At 34.0% G+C, this 21,619-nt stretch carries 19 protein-coding genes and 6 tRNA genes; 20 read left to right on the plus strand and 5 right to left on the minus strand.

All coding sequences use genetic code 11. The features are described from left to right. Positions 1 to 2: 2 nt before the first annotated feature. The 4 genes from PXD04_RS19150 (at position 3) to PXD04_RS19165 (ending at position 2,582) form a co-directional block, all read left to right on the plus strand. Positions 3 to 560: a 2-oxoacid:ferredoxin oxidoreductase subunit gamma gene (locus PXD04_RS19150; RefSeq protein ID WP_323736422.1), complete on the plus strand. Its 558-nt coding sequence runs from the start codon at positions 3 to 5 to the stop codon at positions 558 to 560. A 29-nt stretch (positions 561 to 589) separates the two neighbouring features. Continuing rightward, positions 590 to 1,696 carry an ADP-forming succinate--CoA ligase subunit beta gene (gene sucC, locus PXD04_RS19155; RefSeq protein WP_323736423.1) on the plus strand — a complete coding sequence of 369 codons (1,107 nt, stop codon included), beginning with the start codon at positions 590 to 592 and terminating at the stop codon, positions 1,694 to 1,696. Between the two features lie 210 nt (positions 1,697 to 1,906). After that, on the plus strand, positions 1,907 to 2,212 hold the full coding sequence (locus PXD04_RS19160) for a nucleotidyltransferase domain-containing protein (RefSeq protein WP_323736424.1): 306 nt from the start codon (positions 1,907 to 1,909) through the stop codon (positions 2,210 to 2,212). Continuing rightward, positions 2,205 to 2,582: a HEPN domain-containing protein gene (locus tag PXD04_RS19165; RefSeq protein ID WP_323736425.1), complete on the plus strand. Its 378-nt coding sequence runs from the start codon at positions 2,205 to 2,207 to the stop codon at positions 2,580 to 2,582. The genes PXD04_RS19160 and PXD04_RS19165 overlap by 8 nt, the downstream gene beginning before the upstream one ends. A gap of 36 nt (positions 2,583 to 2,618) precedes the next feature. Here the strand turns inward: PXD04_RS19165 and dusB are convergent, their stop codons facing one another. Further along, positions 2,619 to 4,670 carry a tRNA dihydrouridine synthase DusB gene (gene dusB / locus PXD04_RS19170; protein WP_323736426.1) on the minus strand — a complete coding sequence of 684 codons (2,052 nt, stop codon included), beginning with the start codon at positions 4,668 to 4,670 and terminating at the stop codon, positions 2,619 to 2,621. Between the two features lie 111 nt (positions 4,671 to 4,781). On the opposite strand from dusB, the gene PXD04_RS19175 reads away from it, so the two are divergent. Continuing rightward, entirely contained in the window at positions 4,782 to 4,937 is a 156-nt protein-coding gene (locus PXD04_RS19175; protein ID WP_323736427.1) for a hypothetical protein, read from the plus strand. Positions 4,938 to 5,242: 305 nt separating this feature from the next. On the opposite strand, the gene PXD04_RS19180 is transcribed toward PXD04_RS19175, so the two are convergent. Together PXD04_RS19180 and PXD04_RS19185 are read right to left on the minus strand one after the other, a co-directional pair. Further along, positions 5,243 to 5,476, minus strand: a complete 234-nt coding sequence (locus PXD04_RS19180) for a zinc ribbon domain-containing protein (protein ID WP_323736428.1) — start codon at positions 5,474 to 5,476, stop codon at positions 5,243 to 5,245. Beyond that, the gene (locus tag PXD04_RS19185) at positions 5,416 to 6,354 is read right to left on the minus strand and encodes an RNA-guided endonuclease TnpB family protein (protein ID WP_323736429.1); all 939 of its coding nucleotides are present in this window, start codon (positions 6,352 to 6,354) and stop codon (positions 5,416 to 5,418) included. The genes PXD04_RS19180 and PXD04_RS19185 overlap by 61 nt, the downstream gene beginning before the upstream one ends. 216 nt (positions 6,355 to 6,570) lie before the next feature. Between PXD04_RS19185 and PXD04_RS19190 the strand changes: the two genes are divergently transcribed. Together PXD04_RS19190 and PXD04_RS19195 are read left to right on the plus strand one after the other, a co-directional pair. Continuing rightward, a complete protein-coding gene (locus PXD04_RS19190) occupies positions 6,571 to 7,041 on the plus strand; it encodes a helix-turn-helix domain-containing protein (RefSeq protein WP_323736430.1) in 471 nt (156 codons plus the stop codon). Between the two features lie 109 nt (positions 7,042 to 7,150). After that, a complete protein-coding gene (locus PXD04_RS19195; RefSeq protein ID WP_323736431.1) occupies positions 7,151 to 8,482 on the plus strand; it encodes an IS4 family transposase in 1,332 nt (443 codons plus the stop codon). 199 nt (positions 8,483 to 8,681) lie between these two features. Here PXD04_RS19195 and PXD04_RS19200 read toward each other — a convergent pair whose 3' ends face one another. Both PXD04_RS19200 and twy1 read right to left on the minus strand, forming a co-directional pair. Continuing rightward, a complete protein-coding gene (locus PXD04_RS19200) occupies positions 8,682 to 9,581 on the minus strand; it encodes a DUF1002 domain-containing protein (protein WP_323736432.1) in 900 nt (299 codons plus the stop codon). A gap of 35 nt (positions 9,582 to 9,616) precedes the next feature. Continuing rightward, complete coding sequence (twy1, locus tag PXD04_RS19205; RefSeq protein WP_323736433.1) at positions 9,617 to 10,564, minus strand: 4-demethylwyosine synthase TYW1; 948 nt, start codon at positions 10,562 to 10,564, stop codon at positions 9,617 to 9,619. A gap of 121 nt (positions 10,565 to 10,685) precedes the next feature. Between twy1 and tpiA the strand changes: the two genes are divergently transcribed. The 13 genes from tpiA to PXD04_RS19270 all read left to right on the plus strand — a co-directional run bounded on the left by tpiA (position 10,686) and on the right by PXD04_RS19270 (position 21,618). Next, entirely contained in the window at positions 10,686 to 11,357 is a 672-nt protein-coding gene (gene tpiA, locus PXD04_RS19210) for a triose-phosphate isomerase (RefSeq protein WP_323736434.1), read from the plus strand. 38 nt (positions 11,358 to 11,395) lie between these two features. After that, a complete protein-coding gene (locus tag PXD04_RS19215; protein WP_323736435.1) occupies positions 11,396 to 12,625 on the plus strand; it encodes a phosphoglycerate kinase in 1,230 nt (409 codons plus the stop codon). A gap of 166 nt (positions 12,626 to 12,791) precedes the next feature. Beyond that, positions 12,792 to 12,864 (plus strand) — tRNA-Thr (locus tag PXD04_RS19220). 21 nt (positions 12,865 to 12,885) lie between these two features. Continuing rightward, positions 12,886 to 12,960, plus strand: a tRNA-Pro gene (locus tag PXD04_RS19225). A gap of 4 nt (positions 12,961 to 12,964) precedes the next feature. Then, a tRNA-Tyr gene (locus PXD04_RS19230) sits at positions 12,965 to 13,038 on the plus strand. Between the two features lie 126 nt (positions 13,039 to 13,164). Continuing rightward, positions 13,165 to 13,236, plus strand: a tRNA-Asp gene (locus tag PXD04_RS19235). Between the two features lie 20 nt (positions 13,237 to 13,256). Then, a tRNA-Lys gene (locus PXD04_RS19240) sits at positions 13,257 to 13,330 on the plus strand. 60 nt (positions 13,331 to 13,390) lie between these two features. Then, positions 13,391 to 13,464 (plus strand) — tRNA-Lys (locus PXD04_RS19245). Between the two features lie 107 nt (positions 13,465 to 13,571). Then, a complete protein-coding gene (locus PXD04_RS19250) occupies positions 13,572 to 13,805 on the plus strand; it encodes a DNA-directed RNA polymerase subunit H (RefSeq protein WP_323736436.1) in 234 nt (77 codons plus the stop codon). 124 nt (positions 13,806 to 13,929) lie between these two features. Beyond that, positions 13,930 to 14,754, plus strand: coding sequence for a site-specific DNA-methyltransferase (locus PXD04_RS19255; protein WP_323736437.1), 825 nt, complete (start codon positions 13,930 to 13,932; stop codon positions 14,752 to 14,754). 878 nt (positions 14,755 to 15,632) lie between these two features. Beyond that, positions 15,633 to 17,144: a DNA-directed RNA polymerase subunit B'' gene (locus tag PXD04_RS19260; RefSeq protein ID WP_323736438.1), complete on the plus strand. Its 1,512-nt coding sequence runs from the start codon at positions 15,633 to 15,635 to the stop codon at positions 17,142 to 17,144. Positions 17,145 to 17,162: 18 nt separating this feature from the next. Continuing rightward, positions 17,163 to 18,974: a DNA-directed RNA polymerase subunit B gene (gene rpoB, locus PXD04_RS19265; RefSeq protein ID WP_323736439.1), complete on the plus strand. Its 1,812-nt coding sequence runs from the start codon at positions 17,163 to 17,165 to the stop codon at positions 18,972 to 18,974. Between the two features lie 22 nt (positions 18,975 to 18,996). Continuing rightward, on the plus strand, positions 18,997 to 21,618 hold the full coding sequence (locus PXD04_RS19270; protein WP_323736440.1) for a DNA-directed RNA polymerase subunit A': 2,622 nt from the start codon (positions 18,997 to 18,999) through the stop codon (positions 21,616 to 21,618). Position 21,619 lies beyond the last annotated feature (1 nt).

Here is a 21,619-nt window from a genome sequence, read left to right on the forward strand (position 1 = left end):
CAATGAGAACAGATATAAGAATAGCAGGATTCGGAGGACAAGGAGTACTCATGTGCGGAATAGTAATAGCAAAAGCAGCATCACTATTCGACAAAAACTACGCAGTACAAACACAATCCTACGGACCAGAAGCAAGAGGAGGCGCAAGCCGAACAGAAGTAGTAGTCAGCGACGAACAAATAGACTACCCAAAAGTAGAAAACCCACAAATATTCGTAGCAATGAGCCACGAAGCACTAATAAAATACATAGACGACATAAAAACAGGAGCAACACTCCTCATAGACCCAGACCTAGTATACCAAGATGAAATCAAAGACATCATAGAAGAAAAACAACTACAAATATACCACTCCAAAGCAACACAAACAGCAGAACAAACAATAGGAAAAAAAATAGTATCAAACATCGTCATGCTAGGATCATTTGTAGAAGCAACAGGAATAATAACCGAAGAATCAGCAAAACAATCAATCCTAGACAGCGTACCAAAAGGAACAGAAGAACTAAACCTACAAGCATTCGAAGAAGGAAAAAAAATAGTAAAAAAAATAAACTAAAAAAAATAACAAAACAAGGAGTATATAATATGAACATACACGAATACGTAGCAAAATCAATATTTGAAAAATGCAACATAAGAGTACCAAGAAGCTACCTTGCAAACTCACCAGAAGAAGCAAAAGCAAAAGCAGAAATGATAGCCAAACCAGTAGCAGTAAAATCACAAGTACTATCAGGAGGCCGAGGAAAAGCAGGAGGAATACTCTTCGCAGACACACCAAAAGAAGCAGCAGAAAGAACAAAAGAACTATTCAAGAAAACAATCAAAGGAGAAAAAGTCACAAAAGTACTAATCGAAGAAAAAGTAGACGGAAAAATCGACGAATACTTCATATCAATAATCCTAGATAGAAACGCCAAAAAACCACTAATCATGGCAAGTATGTCAGGTGGAATGGACATAGAACAAGTAGCAAAAGAAACACCAGAAAAAATAGTAAAACAATACATAGAACCACTAGAAGAATTCATGCCATACCAAGCAAGAAACATAGCACTAAAAATGGGAGTAGACACAAGCGACGTATCCGCAGTAGGATCATTCATATGGAAACTATACCAAGCATTCAATGACTACGATGCAACAGTAGCAGAAATCAACCCACTCATGAAAACAGAAAACGGATTCATAGCAGCAGACGCAAAAATGGCAGTAGATGATGACGCATTATTCAGACACACAAAAATCAAAGAATTCGATGACTTCAGAGACGAAGAATTCGCATACGTAAAACTAGACGGAAACATAGCAGTAATAGGAAACGGAGCAGGACTAACACTAACCGGTATGGACTTAATAGAATACTATGGAGAAAAACCAGCAACATTCCTAGACGTAGGTGGAGGAGCCAGCGAAGAAAACATTACAAAAGCAATCGAACTAGTACTCAAAAATCCTAACGTAAAAGTAATATTCCTCAACGTACTAGGAGGAATAACAAGAGCAGATGATGTAGCACACGCAGTAGTAAACGTATCCAAAGAAGCAGGACACAAAGTACCTATAGTAATAAGATTAACAGGTACAAACGAAGAAGAAGGACAAAAAATTCTTAAAGAAAACAACATACCATTCGAAACATCAATGGAAAAAGCTGCACAAAAAGCAGTATCCATAATGCAAGAATTATAAACTCTCTCCTCACCCACTAATTTTTATTATTATAATTTTTTTCCACAGTTCATGCAGAATTTATCTTACATTTTCTCAGATTGGAATGTGGATTGTACCATAATTTTTCATATACTCTTTAATGTGAAGAGTACTAATTTGATTTTATTTAAAAAAATATTATAACTATTTTTAACAAAGTATAATTACAAAAATATTCAATTGATTATTATGAAAAATCGTCGTTTAATTGCTCAAAAATTTGCAAATTCAATAAAATCACAATATATAGATAAAATTATATTATACGGCTCTGTTGCACGTGGTGACGATACTGAAAACTCCGATATAGATATTTTAATAATTACAAATAATTATGATAAAATTGAATCAAAAGTATATAATGAAAGTTATACTATAATAATTGATGATAATGAAATAATCTCACCACATTTTATAACTCCTGAACATTTTGAGAAAATTAAAAATTTTTCTTTTATTTCAACTGTACTGAAAGAGGGGATCTTACTTGGATGAAATAGATTACTATTTTAGAAATGCTGAAGAAAATCTTGAATCAAGTATTGCGCTTTACGACTTGGGGAAATGCCGTAATTCACTTTCCTTATCTTATTATGCAATGTTTTTAGTTGCTAAAGGATTGCTTATTTCTGAAGGACATATAACTAAAACTCATAGCGGAGTTAAATCAGATTTTTCGAAGTTTTACGTCAAAGAGGGTATATTTGAACAAAAATGGTATGTTGAACTTTCAAGATCTGAAACGTTACGCAATCAAGCAGATTATGATGTAACCTTTAATTTCAACAAAAAAGTAGCACAAGAGCGTATAATAGCTGCTACAAATTTCATTAAAGTTGTTAAAGATTATATTAGAAATAAATGAATTAGTAAGTATATACCTTACTTATTTTAAATATTATCATAATTTTTTTCCACAGTTCATGCAGAATTTGTCTTCACTATTTACTTGACTGCCACAGTCTTGGCAGATGTTATTTTTTTCATGTAGGTTATAACCGCATTGCATGCAGAAGTTATCATAATTTTCAACTTTACTTCCACAATTTGGACAACACTTTACTTCATTGTTTGTTGCATTAAATGAGGACACATTACTTGATTGTTGCATTTGTGGCATAGAGTTTGGAATATAATTGTCCTTCTTGAATTCACGTTTGACTTTCGGTGTTTTATCAAGCAGTGGCCCAGCATAAAAGTCACTATCTTCACTTAATTCATATAATGATTCTCTCATAACCGCAATACGTTTACTGTCAGAAGGGTGAGTTGAAAAGAAATCAAATTCGTTACGGTTTCCCTCAGAAAATTTCTGCCAAAAGTCCGGGACAATGTTCATATTAAATCCAGCCATATAAGCTAGTTTCAAACCTAACTTGTCTGCTTCAAGTTCATGATCACGACCCCATGGTTTTGTTAAAAAGTAATGAGAACCAAAATCAGCAACATTAACAGCAGCACGAGTCAAATCTCCAGCCCCATGAAAACCCAACATGTCAAGAGCAAAACTCCCCATCCAAGTAGCATTACTAAGACTGTTCTTCGTATTATCTACACTTGCACTAGTCCTTGAATGATCAAGAAGTGCATGTGAAATTTCATGAGACAACACGAATGCAAGTTCATCCTCATATTCCATGAGTGACAATATTCCCGCATAAACCAGTATCTTACCCCCAGGAAAACAACATGCATTAACTGTTCCACTATTAACAAGGTGTACTTCCCAATCATAGTAATCTTCAACATAATCATATCTTCCAATTTTCATAAGATAATCGTTAACAGTATTAATAAGTCTTGAAGATATGTTAAACACCATCTGACCTTGGGGTGTATTGTCTAGTAATTCATACTGGTTCACCTCATTATAATAATAATTATAGCTTTCTGCAAGAAATTCATCATCATCTACTGTATCATAATGCTTCTTACCAGTAAAGGGGTTCACTGCACTTCTATCATCCTTGCTCATAATAATGTCCTCCCCTAAATATTTATCTAATATATAGAATAGTTCTTCTTGTGTACTACTTTTAACAACTTCTTGTTTAAATCTTTTATCACAACATATACTCTTCAAATAATCCATAGTATGTTTCCTCATCTTACGAATTGCAACATGTTCTCCCTTAAGTTTCACAAGCAAACACGTATGGTATTTAATACAATTAATTATTTCATCCAGACTCACTTCTACAGGTTTAAGACCACTTTCAAGGTAATTCACACAATCTCTTATCAGCCATGGATTACCAACACATCCTCTGCCAACCATCACAGCATCACAATCTGTAACATTTAACATTTCCATAGCATCATAACATGAACATACATCACCATTACCAATAACAGGTATGTCAACACATTCCTTAACATCTCGTATAACCGACCAGTCAGAGTGTCCTGAGTATCCCTGACTTCTGGTACGTGGATGAACAGTAATTGCAGAAGCACCTGCTTCTTCAACAAGGCCTGCTACACTAACTGCATTAACACAATTTTCATCCCATCCACTTCTAATCTTCACAGTAACAGGCAAGTCAACACTATTAACTACTCCCTCAACAATATCATATATTTTCTCAGGATTTCTTAATAATCTACTACCAGCCATTCTTTCATTAGTAACCTTAGCCACAGGACAACCCATATTAATGTCAAGGAGGTCCGGTTTAAAATTTTCCTCAACATACTCTGCAGCATAACATAGAATATTCTTATCTGAGCCAAAAATCTGAACAGCTAATGGTCTTTCATAATCTTCAAAATATAACATTTCACAGGTTTTCTTGCTACCATAATATAATGCATTAGAAGAAATCATCTCACCACTGACAAGCCCACAACCCATAGACTTAACAATACTCCTAAAAGCATGATCACAAACACCAGACATAGGAGCTAACACAATCTGATTATCTATTTGAACATTTTTAATCTTCCACTTCATACAGGACACAAATAATTTCATTTTTCTTTAAGAACACTCATTTTAATAATATATATTTTATATATGCAATATAATATATTCTAAAGACATATAGTAATTTTAGTGATTAAAATGGCATCAATAAAAACAATTAGGGTTAAAGAAAGAACACATCAGAGATTAAAAGAAAGAGGAAAAAAAGATGAATCATATGATGATATAATAAACAATATTCTTAATATCACAGAAAGATATGAAGAGTTAAATCTCGAAAAAAATTATGATTAATTGGTGGTTCAGATGGTAACATCAAAACAGGTTTCTTATGATTTTACCAATGTTAATTTGGCTCTGTAGAAAACCTTGCATTGAGAGAAATATGAGTAATAACCCAAATATAGTTTTTTTACAGAGGGAAATATTTTATTTCAATATTCTCCTTTCTTCATCCTAATACAATTCTCACCCATATTGAGTAATCGTATTTTTCATTTGATTCCTGCCTAATTGCCGCCAACGCTAAGCATAGTAAGTGGTACAGGCGATCTCCGGGAAACCCTCGGTTCACATATAAAAATACTTTGTTTATATAATTATATTTTTTTTAATCCTTCTCGTTGTATGTTTTTGGCTGCGTTTATGTCTCTGTCATGTATGTTTCCACATTGTGGACATGTCCATATTCTGTTGTTGAGTTTTAACTTGTCATTGTAGTATTGGCAGTTGTTGCATGTTTTACTGGAGGGGTACCATTGGTCGATGTGTATTAGTGTTCGTCCGTGTTCATATGCTCTTTTTGTTCTATTATTTTTGTGAACATGTGCCATGATTTTTCTTGTATGCTCTTAGATAGTCTGCTGTTTTTTAGCATACCTTTGATGTTTAGTGTTTCCATGCAGATTACTTGGTATTCTTCTGTTAATTGTTGTGCTATCTTATAGAAGTGATAGTCTAGTATGTTATGTATTTTTTCATAGGTTTGTGCTATTTTCTTTTTGATTTTATTATAGTTTTTGCTGCTAAATTCTTTTTTGGATAGTTTTCTTTGTAATCTTCGTATTTTGTTGTTTAGTTGTATGATTTTGTTTTGTTGTGGGAACTGTATTATTTTGCCCGTGTTTATTGTGACAAAACGTGATACTCCCAAATCTATACCACAACTACGATTATTACTCTTAAAAATATGTCTTGTAACATTTTTACATAAAATAGAAATAAAATATTTGCCGGATGCTTTTCTTTTAACTGTTACAGATTGTATTTGGCCAGTTATCTTTTGATGGGTACGATATCTTATCCAACCTACCTTAGGAAGGCGAATAAATTTGTCCTTAATTCTGATATTGTTATTGATATTATTGGTTTTATAAGATTGTACTGGATTATATTTATTTTTATGGCGTGGATACTTGCTGATTTGGTTAAAGAATCTGTTAAATGCATTTTCTAAATTTTTCAATGATTCAATTAAACCTGTGGAATCAACTCGTTTTAACCAAGTTTTAGACTTTTTTAGCTCAGTTAACATAGCTGAACAATCATAAAAAGATAAATACTCCATATTTTCAGTATATGCTTTCTTTTTGGCATCCAGAAAAGTATTAAAAACAAACCGACAACAACCAAACTGATTGGTGAAAAAATTCTCCTGAACCTCATCAGGATAAATACGAACAACAAAACTCTTATACATAACAACTTTCAAAAAAATACACCAAATAATAAAATATTAAATATAGATAATAAATTATTACTTATTGTATAGTTAATAATTATTTGATAATAGTATTTAAATATTTTGATAAAAAGTCAATGCTATTAAGTTGAGGTATTGTTGAACTTTGGTAGGATTATATATTTTTTTTAATGTTTATTTTTTTTTACATAATATTTATAAGTGATGATGTATATATTATTATATATGGTAGGCAAAACTAAAATTGATATTTTTAGGAATATGTCTAAATCTGAGTTAAAAGAAGCAATGCATGAGTATGTTATAGCTCATAGAATATATGAACGATTATATGCTATTAATTTATTAGCAGAAGGTTATTCATATGATATGGTAGCACATAAAATGAATAAATCTTATCAGACTATTCACAGGTGGGCTAAAATTTGTGAATCTGAGGGAATTGATGGTTTGAAACCTAATTATACTGGTGGAAGACCAGAAAAAATAAGTAAATCAGATTTACATAAAGTAGACATTATGATTAAAGAAAATGATGAAATTACTATTCAAGAAGTTCATGATTTTATTTTAAAAGAATTTAATGTCGATTACAGTATGAAGCAAATATGGGAGATTTTAACTCAAAAACTAAATTATAAATGTAAAAATACTAAAGTTATACCCAAAAATAAAGAGTTAATCATTAATACATAGTAATTTATAGGTTTAGATCATTATTCTTATTGTTTTTAATCTAATATTTTTTTTTGCATCACATCATCTATAAAAAACATTATGTAATATTTTGGTGGTTTGATTTATCATGTTTTCAAAAGTAATAGTATCCAACACATTATCCAATTTACGAAATATAGATAAAAAGTATTATGTTAATGAAAATAACTTCATATATTCAAAAAAATTAACTCCCGAAAACACAGCAGGTATTATATTGAATAATAATGGATTAAACATTAATTCACAAGCTAGACATTTCATCAAAAGAATTGAAAAAAATTGGTTTTTTAAAGTTTCAGGTTCTGCTTTTTGCCAAAGAAGACAAAATTTACTCCCTGAATTATTTAAAGAGGAAAATGATAAGTTAATTCATAACGTATACAAACAATTAAAACATTTACATAAATATAATGGAAAATCATTACTTGCAGCAGATACTTCCATCATAACACTAACTAATCATACTATTACTAACGAAAAATATGGAATTAAGTCCAAATTAGATGCTAAAAACACTATTCCACGAGCAAGAATTTCATGTATAACTGATACACTAACTAATATGGTAATAAGTGCCAACATCAATATTAAAGCAACTAGCGAACCCAAACTTGCATCTAGACAAATAAATGAGCTTAAAAACATCATCGATTTAAAAAACAGCATAATTATGGGTGACAGAGGATATGACTCACTAGAAATGATGTTAAACATCATAGAACAAAACTCCTATTTCATAATACGATTAAAAGACTCCACATTCAAAAAAGAACGCGAAAATTTAACAAAACAGGATGAAAACATATGGATTAACATAAATAATACTCGTTTAAAAAATGCTGAAAATAAAGAAATAAAAGAAAAATACCTAAAAGAAGGACGAATTAAACTAAGAATAATCGAAATAAAATTAGAAAAAGAAAATGATGAAGAAGAAAATAAAGAATACCTTATTACAAATTTAACAAAAGAAATGGCACCATATGATGATTTTAAAGAGTTATATCATCAAAGATGGAGTATAGAAACAGAATTTGACCGATTAAAAAACATACACGAAATAGAAAATTTCAGCGGTAGAAAAGAAATATGCATAAAACAAGACTTCTACGCTAAAATATTAACATACAACATGACTATGACACTTAAACAAGACGGAGAAAGATTTATGACAATATTAATCTCAAAAAACAAAAAAAGACGATACCAAATCAACATATCAACTGCACTCAGTTTATTCAAAGACATATTAATAGTATTATTAAGAGAAAAAGAAGAATTTAAACTAAAATTATTAGAATTTTGTATATACGAGATGATAGAAGATTTATCTTCATCCTTAATCGATCCACCAAACACAGAAAGAATAGTAAAAGACATAACCAACAAATTTCCAGGAAATATCAAAAGAGCATAAAAAAAGATAAAAAAATAACTCAACTTAATAGCATTGATAAAAAGTATTACTTTTCACACTTTATTCATATGATTTCTACAGAGCCTAAAAAACATAAAAATAAATTTGATTATATAACTTTAGAATCTTTTTCAAAAGAAAATCTTTTTAATGCTTAATAAAAGAAGAATAATTTTTTCTAGAAGGTTTTCTTCTAGAATTAATAGTTGGAGCTATTATTGGTTGTGTTTGTGTTTCCTACTTTGTTTGTAGGGTTTATAATTGAATTTATGAATGCTATTGCTCTGTCGAATATTGATTGTGCTGCTCCGGAGTTAACGTATCCTGATAGTTGGCTTTGATATTGGCTTGCCTGGTCTTTCACTGATTGTGTTTGTTGTATACTGTTTACTAGTATGTTAATGTCATTGTTTGATATTTGGATGTTGTTGTTGCTTGCTACATTGTTTACTATGTTTGTTATTTTCCCTGCGTCTGTGGTGTTTTCTTTTGCTACTTCTTCTTTTACTGTATCCATCATCTTTGCAATATCGTCTGCGCTTGCGTTACTGTTTTGTGCTACTTCTGATTGTGTGTATATTTCATTGTTTGCTGCATCTTTTACTTTGTCTGGTATTTTTGTTCCTGTACTTTCCTCGTAGGATTGCATGATACCTGCCAGTGCACTTTCTCCTGTTGCACTTACTGGGCTTGTTATTTTAACATGTCCTTTTGTTATTCCGGCGGAGTCTAATGCTGATTTGTACATGCTTGGTGTTACTGTTGTAATTTTTGATGTGTCCACGTCAATGTCTATGTTATTATTACCTGATACGTCTACCATTGCACATGAGAATATCTGGTTTGAGTTGTATGTTCTTTGACTAATGTCTGAGGAAATCTTATTAACATCATTTGCTGTTATAACTGATTCTTTTGCATTGTTAACATTAAAGTAATTGTTCACTATTTGTTTGTATTCAGCATTGTTATATGTTGTTTCACCATATGTTACTACTACGTCACTTGTACCTCCCACGTGGTCGGATGATCCGAAGGGTACAAATATTGCTACTGCAATAATAACTAGGATTATTGCACATATAGATTTTCCACTCATAATAAATGTTCACCTCTACCATATACTAAGCACTTTTAATTATTATACTTTTTGGGTTTTTTGTCACCAAGAAGTAGAACTCGGCTTTTTTCCACTTCATCAATCACATCCAAGCCTGAGTGGATTGCCACCTGCTTTGCAAACTCCTGAATGTCCACAGTTTTTGGCATGTTCTCCCATTGTAGTCTGTTACGTGAATCTCCTACAAACATGTAAGCCTTTATTTCAACATAGTCTATGTCACATTTGCTGATTATCTTTGCATATTCCTCTGGGTTGTTCATGTTCAAATCTTTTACGCTGGTTATACGAAGTACTTTCCTGGTGTCTAATGTGGATAATAATTCAAGGCTTTCATTAAGCTTTTCCCACCCATTTTCTACTTGTGGTAAACATACTCTCTTATATGTTTCCTTGTTTGGAGCATCAAGTGACACGTATAACTGTGTTGGTTCCTCTTCTTCCAGTTTCTTAATAGCTTCAGGGTCTTCACCATTACTCACGAGGAATGTTGTGAAATCCTGTCTTTTAAACTCATGTATAAGCTGGTTAATCTCAGGATATAATAATGGTTCACCTGCAAGGCTCATAGCAGCATTATTGGGCTTAACACATTCTGCTAACTTTTCAGGATTTGCATTATCATTACCGAAGTAGCCGCATAATAAAAGCTTCTGGTTCTCCACACAATCCTCAATGATAGTTTTCGGATCATCATAGTCATCACTATCCCATGAGGTCTTAGTTATATCAGTGTCTCTCCAACAGAACAGGCATTTATGCTGACAGTATGGTATGGCAGGTGACATTTGCAGACAACGATGACTCTTTATGCCATAAAATTGTTCCTTATAACATACTCCGTCATCAACTATGCTCTTTCGCGTCCAGTGACAAATCTTATTACCTGCATGTGCATGTTCGCCAGCAAATCGGTAACCTTTTTTTTCTAAATTTTTACGTTCATTTTCTGTGATTATCATACTATATATTATATATGTGTGACCCGACTAAAAACAATTTTCAAAGAATGTAAAACAAAATTTACTATAATGATATTGAAGATAAATATATATTAATAAAATAATTTAGTAGGTAAAAATTATGAGTCAAACACCAATAATAATACTTAACTATAAAACATACACAGAATCCACAGGAAAAAATGCGGTACAATTATCAAAGTATGTGCAGGAAGCAAGTGAAGAATCAGGAGTAAACATGGCAATCGCACCACAAGCAGTTGACCTTTATCCTATAATGAACGAAGTAACAATACCAGTATACTCACAACACATGGATGCAATAACACCTGGGGGACATACAGGTTCCACACTCCCAGAGGCAATAAAAGAAACAGGAGTAACAGGTACGCTAATAAATCACTCCGAACAAAGATTAACACTAGCCGATGTGGATGCCGTGGTTGAAAAAACAAGAGAATTAAGTCTTACCAGTGTATTATGCACAAATAATGTGAAAACCAGTGCAGCAGCAGCATCATTCAACCCAGACTATATTGCAATCGAACCACCTGAACTTATAGGAACAGGAATACCAGTATCCCAGGCAAACCCTGAAGTGGTAGAAAACACAGTAACTGAAATTCATAAAATCAACAAGGATATTAATGTATTATGTGGTGCAGGAATATCCACAGGCGAAGACATGAAAGCAGCATTAGAGTTGGGAACACAAGGAGTACTGTTAGCATCAGGTATTATTAAGGCTGATGACCAGAAACAAGCATTACTTGACCTTGTAAGTTTAATATAAAAAAAAGTAATATAATATAATTCTATGAGGTAATTATTATGGAATACGATTTTGATACAATGGATGATTTCGACTTTGAAGGAAAAACCGTACTACTTAGAGTAGATATAAACTCCCCTGTAGACCCATTAAGTGGTGAACTCCTCGATGATACACGGATGGTATTGCATTCCAATACAATATCTGAATTATCTAATCGTGGTGCAAAGGTAGTGATACTAGCACACCAGAGCCGTCCAGGAAAATCAGATTTTACAACACTAAAACAACATGCACTATCCCTTTCAAACATTATTGGTAAAGACGTGCAATATGTGGATTCAATCTTTTCTTCAAATGCATTAAATGTTATCAGTAACATGGTAAATGGTGAAATAGTACTATTAGAGAATGTAAGATTCTTCTCAGAAGAAATGCCAAAACTATCAAAAGAAGAACAAGCTAACTCTATACTGGTACAGAAGTTATACCCACTGGCTGACTACTTTGTCAATGATGCTTTTGCAACAGCTCACCGTTCACAGACAAGTATTATAGGATTTTCACAGGTGCTTCCTTCATTGGCTGGTCGAGTTATGGAACTGGAATTAAATTCATTGTTCGGAATTCTTGACAATGCTCAGGAACCAAGAGTATATGTGCTTGGTGGAATTAAGGCTGATGACTCAATAAATGTTATGGCAAATGCACTTAGAACAAACAGTGCTGATTATATTTTAACAACAGGTTTGGTTGCTAACATTTTCCTAGTAGCTAAGGGTGTGGAATTACAGGAATATAATTTAAACTTCATAAAGGAAAGAGGTTATGTTGATTATATTGATATTGCTAAGGAGTTATTAGATGAATTTGAAGATAAGATTATTTTGCCTGTTGATTTAGCAATTCTTGAAAATGATTCTCGTGTAGAGTATCCTGTTGATGAAATTCCTAATTTACCAATTTATGATATAGGATCTAAAACTATTGAAATATATAAGGAAAAAATATTACTTGCAAAAACATTATTTGCTAATGGACCTGCAGGAGTATTTGAAAAAGAAGGATTTAATCTTGGAACTGAGGATTTATTAAATGCTATTGCTCAATCTAATGGTTTTTCAATTATTGGTGGTGGACATTTAGCTGCTGCTGCTAGTAGTATGGATTTGGATGATGATGTAACTCATATTAGTAGTGGTGGTGGGGCAAGTATTAATTTAATTGCTGGAGAGGAATTGCCTGCTGTTAGAGCTTTAATTGACTCTGCTAAAACTAATAATCATTAAATAATTTTTTAAAATTTTTTTAGGAGGTTATTTCCTGTTTCCTTCTTTTTAATATATTTTATTTTTTGAAAATGATAAAACCAAAACCTTTATATATGAAGAAGGAGTTAAATAATAAATGACTTCTAACTGATTAGGTCACAATCAGTTGGGACAAATTAAGGGTGCCTTAGTAGCTCAGTCGGTAGAGCGCATGACTTGTAATCATGCGGTCGGGGGTTCAATTCCCTCCTAAGGCTCTTAACTTTAATTTATGCATTGGGTCCGTAGGGTAGCTTGGTCGATCCTTTGGGCTTTGGGAGCCTGAGACTCCGGTTCAAATCCGGGCGGACCCACTTACCCGTCTTAGCTCAATTTGGCAGAGCATCGGACTGTAGATCCGAATGTTGCTGGTTCAAGTCCGGCAGACGGGATAAACCTTTTTTATAAATGATAACATACATCATACCCTACTGGTATGATAGAAACATTTATATACTTTAAAATATAAAGTATTAAATAGTGCTTTGTACCCAGTTACAAAGATACAATAATTAGATGCCGTGGTAGTGTAGAGGCTATCATGCAGGCCTGTCGAGCCTGCGACTCGGGTTCAAATCCCGGCCACGGCGCTAAAACCTTTTCTAAAATAGGGCTCGTAGCTCAGTCTGGGAGAGCGCCTGGCTTTTAACCAGGCGGTCGCGGGTTCAACTCCCGTCGGGCCCGCTAATTAACTATTTATACAAAAATTACTTAACACAACACATAACAACTAATTTTATATTGGGGCTCGTAGCTCAGTCTGGGAGAGCGCCTGGCTTTTAACCAGGCGGTCGCGGGTTCAACTCCCGTCGGGCCCGCTAATACTATAACAAAAATCCAAACTTATTCTAATAAAAAAATTAATTTAATAAACATCAACAAACATAATAAATATTAATACAATTATCACTTGGAGGATACCTACTTGAAAATTGATATATTAAAACACAACTTAGTACCAGAACACATCATACTAACAGATGAAGAAGCAGAAGAAGTACTACTCGAAAAAAACATAACAGAAGACCAACTACCAAAAATATTACCAAACGATCCAGTAGTAAAAGCCATAGGCGCAAAAGAAGGAGACATCCTAAAAATAATCAGAAACAGTGAAACCGCAGGAACATTCATCTCCTACAGAATAGTTAAACCTTAACAATACTTTTTAAATTTAACTATTTTCTTATAATTATATTTCATAATTAACCTCTTTTTAGATTTTTTACCATAATTTTCAACAAACTTAGATACTACTACCAAATACAAATATTGGTGATACAGTGACACAAACAAAAATTTACACAAGTAAACTATATAATGCTTTTAATGTACCAGAAAAGATTGAATATATTCAAGAAAAGATTCCTTCAAATAATTTAAACAGAATATACTGTAAATCTAGTAAGGATATGTCTGAATTGCCTGATAATAGTGTTAATCTGATGATCACATCTCCTCCGTATAATGTTGGTAAGGAGTATGATGATGATTTAACAATTGATGAGTACAGGAATTTGTTGTTTAATGTTTTCAATGAGACTTATAATAAGTTAGCTACGGGTGGCCGAGCTTGTATTAATATTGCTAATATTGGCCGTAAACCTTATGTTCCTCTTCATTCCATGATTATAGATATAATGTTGGAAATAGGATTTTTCATGAGGGGAGAGATTATTTGGGACAAATCTGCTAGTGCCGGTGGTTCATGTGCTTGGGGCAGTTGGATGTCTGCATCTAATCCAGTGTTAAGGGATGTTCATGAGTACATTTTAGTTTTTTGTAAGGATTCCTTTTCTAAAAAGAAGGTTGAATATAAGAAGGATACTATTAGTCGTGATGATTTTCTTGAATGGACTAAGAGTATTTGGACTTTCCCTGCTGTTTCTGCTAAGAGGGTGGGGCATCCTGCACCTTTTCCTATTGAACTTCCTCATAGGTTGATTAATTTGTATAGTTATGAGGATGATGTTGTTTTGGATCCTTTTTGTGGTAGTGGCACGACTTGTTTGGCTGCTGTTAAGAATAATAGGAATTTTGTGGGTTATGATGTTGTTGAGGATTATGTTGAGTTAGCTAATAAGCGTATTGCTGATTTTATTCTTTGATGAAGTTATCATATTTTTAATCATTTGTTTTCTTTTTTTTATGTTTTAGTATTTAAAAGAATGTGCTTGTATATAAACCTATAGGTTTTTATTAGATAAGGTACATACATATTGTATACGTATTAATTTGTAGAATTAAATTGTATTTTCATGTTTCTTTCATTCATTTATTAATCAGGATATATTGTTGTCTTGGTTGAATGAAATATTTTGTTCTAAAATTAATTATGGTTTAAACAGAATTTTTATTGCTTATTAATGGATTTTATTGTTTTTAAGCTTAAAAATTTCAATAATATTTGATATGATTATAAATTTGTAAAAAATGTCTAATATTGCTGTAAATGATTATCATTTATGTATTCTAGTTAAATAATTTTGTATACGCTTATTTACTTGAATTGATTTGTTATGGCTTGTTAGATTAGTGATGGATTGTTTTACTAATTTAGGATTTTATTGATTATAATATTATATTTTTTTCATTTTTGTGCATTGGACTTAATTATCCTCATTGTGGGGGTTTTTGCTAATTTACTTGTCCTCTTGCTGTAAGATGGAATTCTATTATATTAAAATGTTTTCCTTTTTATATTACATTTCACATACTACTTCTAATAATAAGTCATATAATGATATGATACAGTATTTATCATATTATGGATTAATCTTTACACCATCACTTAAGAGACTAATCCTTGTATGGGGAGTATCAGCTATTTTTTTAACAAATTTTATATTGATTAATCATTTAACATTAAGTAATCCCTTTTTTGGGAGTAATCGTAGTAGACTAAAACTTGGAAGAGAATATATTATTAATCAAATAGTGTGTAAGTATTAATAAGAAATAATTCTCTTAATAGGGAGATGGATATATGACAAAAAACGCATGGTCATTGGTTGATTCATTCTTTGATGAATACGATATAGTTGATCATCATATACGTTCATACAATGATTTCCTAGATAATAAGATTCAGGAAATTGTTGACATAACAGAACCTATAACACTTGATCATGGTGAATACACTATTAAGACAGGAAATGTTGAAATAGTCAAACCATACATCAGAGAAGCAGATGGATCAAAAAGTATCATTGAACCTGCAGAAGCAAGATTAAGAAATCTTAATTATTCTGCTCATATGTATCTTGACATGGCTCTTGTAAAAGGGGATAGTGAAGATTACGAAATGGAAAAAGTTTACATAGGTGAACTACCTGTCATGCTCAAATCAAAGGCATGTCACCTCTGTGGACTAAACGATGAAGAATTAGAAAATGTGGGTGAAGATCCACAGGACCCTGGAGGATACTTCATAGTAAACGGTTCAGAAAGAGCAATAGTAACTATGGAGGAAATTGCTCCAAACAAAATCATACTTGAACAAAGTGAAAAAGACAAAGCTGACCGTAGAGCACGCGCTGTTGTTACTTCAATAAAAAGTGGGTTCCGTGCAAGAATCACATTAGAATACAGAAAACCTCATAAAAAAGGAGTATTCCTAAGAATATCATTCCCATATGTTCCTGGTGAAATACCACTCGTAATTTTATTAAGGGCATTAGGATTTGAAAAAGATGTGGATCTTGTTAACAGTGTATCCGAGGATATTAACACTCAATTCCTCTTAATTGACGATATCCAGACCACTGGTATTAACACACAATATGATGCTGTTAAATACATTGGTAACAGAGTAGCAAAAGGTATGACCGAGGAATACAGGATTAAACGTGCAGAAGACGTTATTGACCGTTACCTCTTACCACACGTAGGAGTAGATCCTGAAGACCGTATCGACAAAGCAGTATACCTTGCAGAAATGACAGAAATGCTCTTACAAGTAATTAATGGAGAACGTGAACCACACGATAAGGACCACTACGCAAATAAAAGATTAAGAGTATCCGGAGACCTTATGGAAGACCTTTTCAGAGTAGCTTTCACAAGCCTTACCCGTGACATGACTTATCAGCTAGAACGTAGCCTTTCACGTGGAAAAGAACCATCCGTTAAACAAGCAGTAAGAAGTGATGTAATCACAGAAAACATTAAACACGCAATAGCTACTGGTAACTGGGTAGGTGGACGAGCAGGGGTCAGTCAATTACTTGACCGTACAAGTTACATGGGAACACTTTCACACCTTAAACGTGTAGTATCCCCATTATCAAGAAGTCAACCTCACTTTGAAGCAAGAGATTTACATCCAACACAGTTTGGAAAAATATGTCCTAACGAAACACCGGAAGGACCAAACTGTGGGCTGGTAAAAAACCTGGCTATAGTAACAAAAATATCTGAAGGATATCCGTTAAAAGATATTGAGAAAGATATTAAAGCATTAGATCATATAACACCATTAGATCATAACTTAGAATAGAAAAATGGGAGACTAATAATGGCAACAGTTAAAATTTATATAAACGGTAAATTAGTCGGAACAACCGAAGAACCAGAAGCATTTGTTGAAGAGGTTAAAGCTAAAAGAAGATCTAATGAGTTAACACATGAATTAAACATTACATTCTATGAAGAAAATAATGAAATATTCATATTCACAGATCCTGGAAGAGCAAGAAGACCTGTAGTAATAGTAGAAGATGGTAAATCAATGCTAACTGATGACATCATCGACAAAGTTACAGAAGGAAAAATGAAATGGTTCGACCTCATCCATGAAGGTATCATAGAATACATTGATGCAGAAGAAGAAGAAAACGCATACATCGCAATGTTCGAAGAAGACCTGACAGAGGAACATACACACCTTGAAATAGACCCTTCAACAATGCTAGGTATATGTGCAGGAATTATTCCATACGCTAACCATAACTCTTCACCAAGAAACACAATGGAAGCAGGTATGACAAAACAGGCACTTGGATTATACGTATCCAACTATAATCTAAGAACTGATACAAGAGCACACCTCTTACACCAGCCACAAATGCCTGTAGTTAAAACCAAAAGTATGGTATCAACAGAATATGATAAAAGACCATCCGGTCAAAACTTTGTAGTGGCAATTCTATCATACCAGGGATGTAACATGGAAGACGCTCTTGTTATGAACAAAGCAGCACTAGAAAGAGGACTGGGTAGATCATCATTCTTCAGGTCATACGAAGCATCAGAAAGAAGATATCCTGGTGGACAAGAAGACCACTTCGAATACCCTGAAAACATGGTACGAGGATACCGTTCAGAAGAAGTGTACAAAAACCTTGACGAAGACGGACTCATAAACCCTGAAGTAACAGTAGAAAGTGGAGATGTACTGATTGGTAAAACTTCACCACCAAGATTCCTGGAAGATGTTGATGAATTCGGTACAGTAGCAGAAAGAAGACGTGAAACCAGTGTAACAGTAAGACACGGTGAACATGGTATAGTTGACAAGGTAATGCTAACAGAAACCATAGAAGGAAGTAAATTAGCAAAAGTCAAAGTACGTGACCACCGACAACCAGAATATGGGGATAAATTTGCATCACGTCACGGACAGAAAGGAGTGCTTGGACTTATAGTACCCCAGGAAAACATGCCTTTCAACGAGGAAGGAATGTGTCCTGACCTAATGATAAACCCACATGCTATCCCATCAAGGATGTCTATCGGACAGATTATTGAGATGCTTGCTGGTAAAGCAGGTTGTATGGAAGGTACACGTGTGGATGGAACACCATTTACTGGAGTACCAGAAGAAGAAATTAAACGTTTACTTAAAGAAAACGGCTTCGAAACTCATGGACGTGAACAATTATACAATGGTATAACTGGTGAAAGATTTAATGCAGAAATCTTTGTAGGAGTAGCATACTACCAGAAACTTCACCATATGACTAGTGACAAAGTATACGCTAGAAGTCGTGGACCAGTACAGGTATTAACACGTCAGCCTACCGAAGGAAGAGCAAGAGAAGGTGGACTTAGATTTGGGGAAATGGAACGTGACTGTCTTATCGCACACGGAGCAGCACTTGCACTTAAAGAAAGATTACTTGATGAATCAGATAAGTACGAAGCTCTCATATGTGGTGACTGTGGAAGACTAGCAGTACGTGATAAGATAAGAGACAGAACTTACTGTGCAATCTGTGGAGAAACAGAATCATTCCCAATCGAGATTTCATACGCATTCAAATTATTACTTGATGAATTGAAATCATTATGTATTTCACCAAACTTAGTACTAGAAGATAAAGCATAATTACTCAAGGGAGGATTAATAGTTGAAAGGTATAATAAAGAAAGTATCTGAAATAGATTTTGGATTAATGTCACCAGAAACTATCAGAAAAATGTCTGTAACAAAAATAGTAACACCAGACACCTATGATGAAGATGGTTATCCAATAGAAGCTGGATTAATGGATCCTAGACTTGGAGTAATTGACCCTGGACTAAAATGCAGAACATGTGGTTCTAAGGGTGGGGACTGTCAAGGTCACTTCGGACACATAAACTTTGCACGTCCAGTAATACATGTAGGTTTTGCTGATACTATTCACAAAATTTTAAGAAGTACCTGCCGTAAATGTGGAAGAGTTTTACTTAATGATACTGAAAAACTCGAATACCATGACAGGCTACAAAACAAGATAGATAATGGTGAAGACATATCATCAATCTTAAAACAAATTCATTTAGCTGCTAAAAAAGAAAAATGTCCATACTGTGAGGAAGAACAGGAAGAAATTAAAATTGATAAACCTATCTCCTTAGTAGAGGGCAACTATAAGCTAACAGCAAGTGAAGTACGTGAAAGGCTTGAAACAATACCTGAAGAAGATTACATTTATATTGGTATTAACCCAGAAGTTGCAAGACCTGAATGGATGGTTTTAACAGTACTGCCTGTACCACCTGTAACGGTAAGACCATCAATCACACTAGAAACTGGTGAAAGATCAGAGGATGATCTTACACATAAACTTGTGGACATCCTACGTATCAACCAGAGACTAAAAGAGAACATGGAAGCAGGTGCACCACAACTCATCGTTGAAGACTTATGGGAATTACTACAATACCATGTAACAACATACTTTGATAACGAGGCTAGTGGAGTTCCACCAGCAAGACACAGGTCTGGTAGGCCACTTAAAACACTTGCACAAAGGCTTAAAGGAAAAGAAGGACGTTTCAGAAGTAACCTTGCAGGTAAACGTGTGAACTTCTCAGCACGTACAGTAATTTCACCAGACCCTACACTCAGTATCAACGAGGTAGGAGTTCCTGAAATGATAGCAAAAGAAGTAACAGTACCAATAGCAGTTACAAAATGGAACATTGACAAGATGAAAGAATACATCATGAACGGTCCTGACGTACACCCTGGTGCAAACTATATTATACGACCTGATGGACGTAAAATAAGAGTATATGATGAAACCAAGGAAACAGTCATAGAAAACCTTGAACCTGGATACATAGTGGAAAGACACATCATCGATGGAGATATTGTGCTGTTTAACCGTCAGCCTTCACTTCACCGTATGTCAATGATGGCACACGAGGTAAGAGTGTTACCATACAAGACATTCAGATTAAACCTATGTGTATGTCCTCCATACAATGCAGACTTTGATGGGGACGAAATGAACATGCACGTATTCCAGACACCTGAAGCACGTGCAGAAGCAAACGACATAATGAAGGTACAGGAACATATTCTTTCACCTCGTTATGGTGGACCAATTATTGGTGCAATACACGACCATATTACTGGAGCATACCTGCTCACACATAAAAGCACAGTATTTGATGAAGACAAGGCTTTCCAAATAATTAAACGTTCAAAAATGGAATTACCTGAAGCAAAAGGTAGACCATGGACTGGAAAAGAAATCTTCAGCTTACTGCTTCCAGACAGACTAAACCTTGTTTATAAGGCAGAAATTTGTCGTAAATGTGAAGAATGTAAACAGAGAGACTGTGAATACGATGCATATGTAGTAATAAGTAATGGTGAATTACTGCAGGGTGTAGTTGATGATAAAGGATACGGTTCCGGTAGTGGAAAAATCTTGGATGCTATTGTAAAACAGTTCAGTCCTAGTGATGCACGTTACTTCCTTGACCATGGAACAAAACTCGCAGTATTTGGTGGTGTAATGCAGAGAGGATTCACTACAGGTACAGCGGATGAGGAAATTCCTAAAGAGGCTGAGGACAGGATTGCAGAATTACTTGAAAGGTCTGATAAGAAAGTGGAACAACTTATTGAAGCATATGAAAATCATGAACTTGAAGCTCTTCCTGGACGTAGCTTACGTGAAACACTTGAGATGAAAATCATGCAAGTGCTCGGGGAAGCAAGGGATAACACTGGGGTTATTGCGGAACGTTACTTCACAACAAGTAACAGTGCAGTAATCATGGCACTTACTGGTGCTCGTGGATCCATGCTTAACCTTACACAGATTGCTACTTGTGTAGGACAGCAGGCTGTTCGTGGTGGACGTATTAATAGGGGTTACATTGACAGGACATTACCACACTTCCATAAGGGGGATGTAGGTAGTAAGGCTAGTGGTTTTGTACACAGCAGTTATAAGAAAGGATTAGATCCACTGGAATTCTTCTTCCACGCTATGGGAGGACGTGAAGGATTAGTGGATACTGCTATTCGTACAGCACAGAGTGGTTACATGCAGAGACGTCTTGTAAATGCTTTACATGACCTTAGTGTACATGAAGACGGAACTGTACGTGACAATAAGGGTACTATCATACAATTCAAGTATGGTGAAGATGGTATTAACCCTGCAAAAAGTGATTATGGTGCAGTAGCAAACCTTGACAGGCTCATCGAAGAGATGAGGCTGGAAAATTCTGAAGCAAGCAAATAGG

The sequence above is a fragment of the Methanosphaera sp. ISO3-F5 genome (assembly GCF_034480035.2).
GTDB lineage: Archaea > Methanobacteriota > Methanobacteria > Methanobacteriales > Methanobacteriaceae > Methanosphaera.

Bases quoted from the DNA above. Each gene is read 5' to 3' on its own strand.
- PXD04_RS19150 (WP_323736422.1), top strand. From the start codon at position 3: ATGAGAACAGATATAAGAATAGCAGGATTCGGAGGACAAGGAGTACTC.
- sucC (WP_323736423.1), top strand. From the start codon at position 590: ATGAACATACACGAATACGTAGCAAAATCAATATTTGAAAAATGCAAC.
- PXD04_RS19160 (WP_323736424.1), top strand. From the start codon at position 1,907: ATGAAAAATCGTCGTTTAATTGCTCAAAAATTTGCAAATTCAATAAAA.
- dusB (WP_323736426.1), bottom strand. From the start codon at position 4,670: ATGAAGTGGAAGATTAAAAATGTTCAAATAGATAATCAGATTGTGTTA.
- PXD04_RS19175 (WP_323736427.1), top strand. From the start codon at position 4,782: ATGGCATCAATAAAAACAATTAGGGTTAAAGAAAGAACACATCAGAGA.
- PXD04_RS19180 (WP_323736428.1), bottom strand. From the start codon at position 5,476: ATGGCACATGTTCACAAAAATAATAGAACAAAAAGAGCATATGAACAC.
- PXD04_RS19190 (WP_323736430.1), top strand. From the start codon at position 6,571: ATGGTAGGCAAAACTAAAATTGATATTTTTAGGAATATGTCTAAATCT.
- PXD04_RS19195 (WP_323736431.1), top strand. From the start codon at position 7,151: ATGTTTTCAAAAGTAATAGTATCCAACACATTATCCAATTTACGAAAT.
- PXD04_RS19200 (WP_323736432.1), bottom strand. From the start codon at position 9,581: ATGAGTGGAAAATCTATATGTGCAATAATCCTAGTTATTATTGCAGTA.
- twy1 (WP_323736433.1), bottom strand. From the start codon at position 10,564: ATGATAATCACAGAAAATGAACGTAAAAATTTAGAAAAAAAAGGTTAC.
- tpiA (WP_323736434.1), top strand. From the start codon at position 10,686: ATGAGTCAAACACCAATAATAATACTTAACTATAAAACATACACAGAA.
- PXD04_RS19215 (WP_323736435.1), top strand. From the start codon at position 11,396: ATGGAATACGATTTTGATACAATGGATGATTTCGACTTTGAAGGAAAA.
- PXD04_RS19260 (WP_323736438.1), top strand. From the start codon at position 15,633: ATGACAAAAAACGCATGGTCATTGGTTGATTCATTCTTTGATGAATAC.
- rpoB (WP_323736439.1), top strand. From the start codon at position 17,163: ATGGCAACAGTTAAAATTTATATAAACGGTAAATTAGTCGGAACAACC.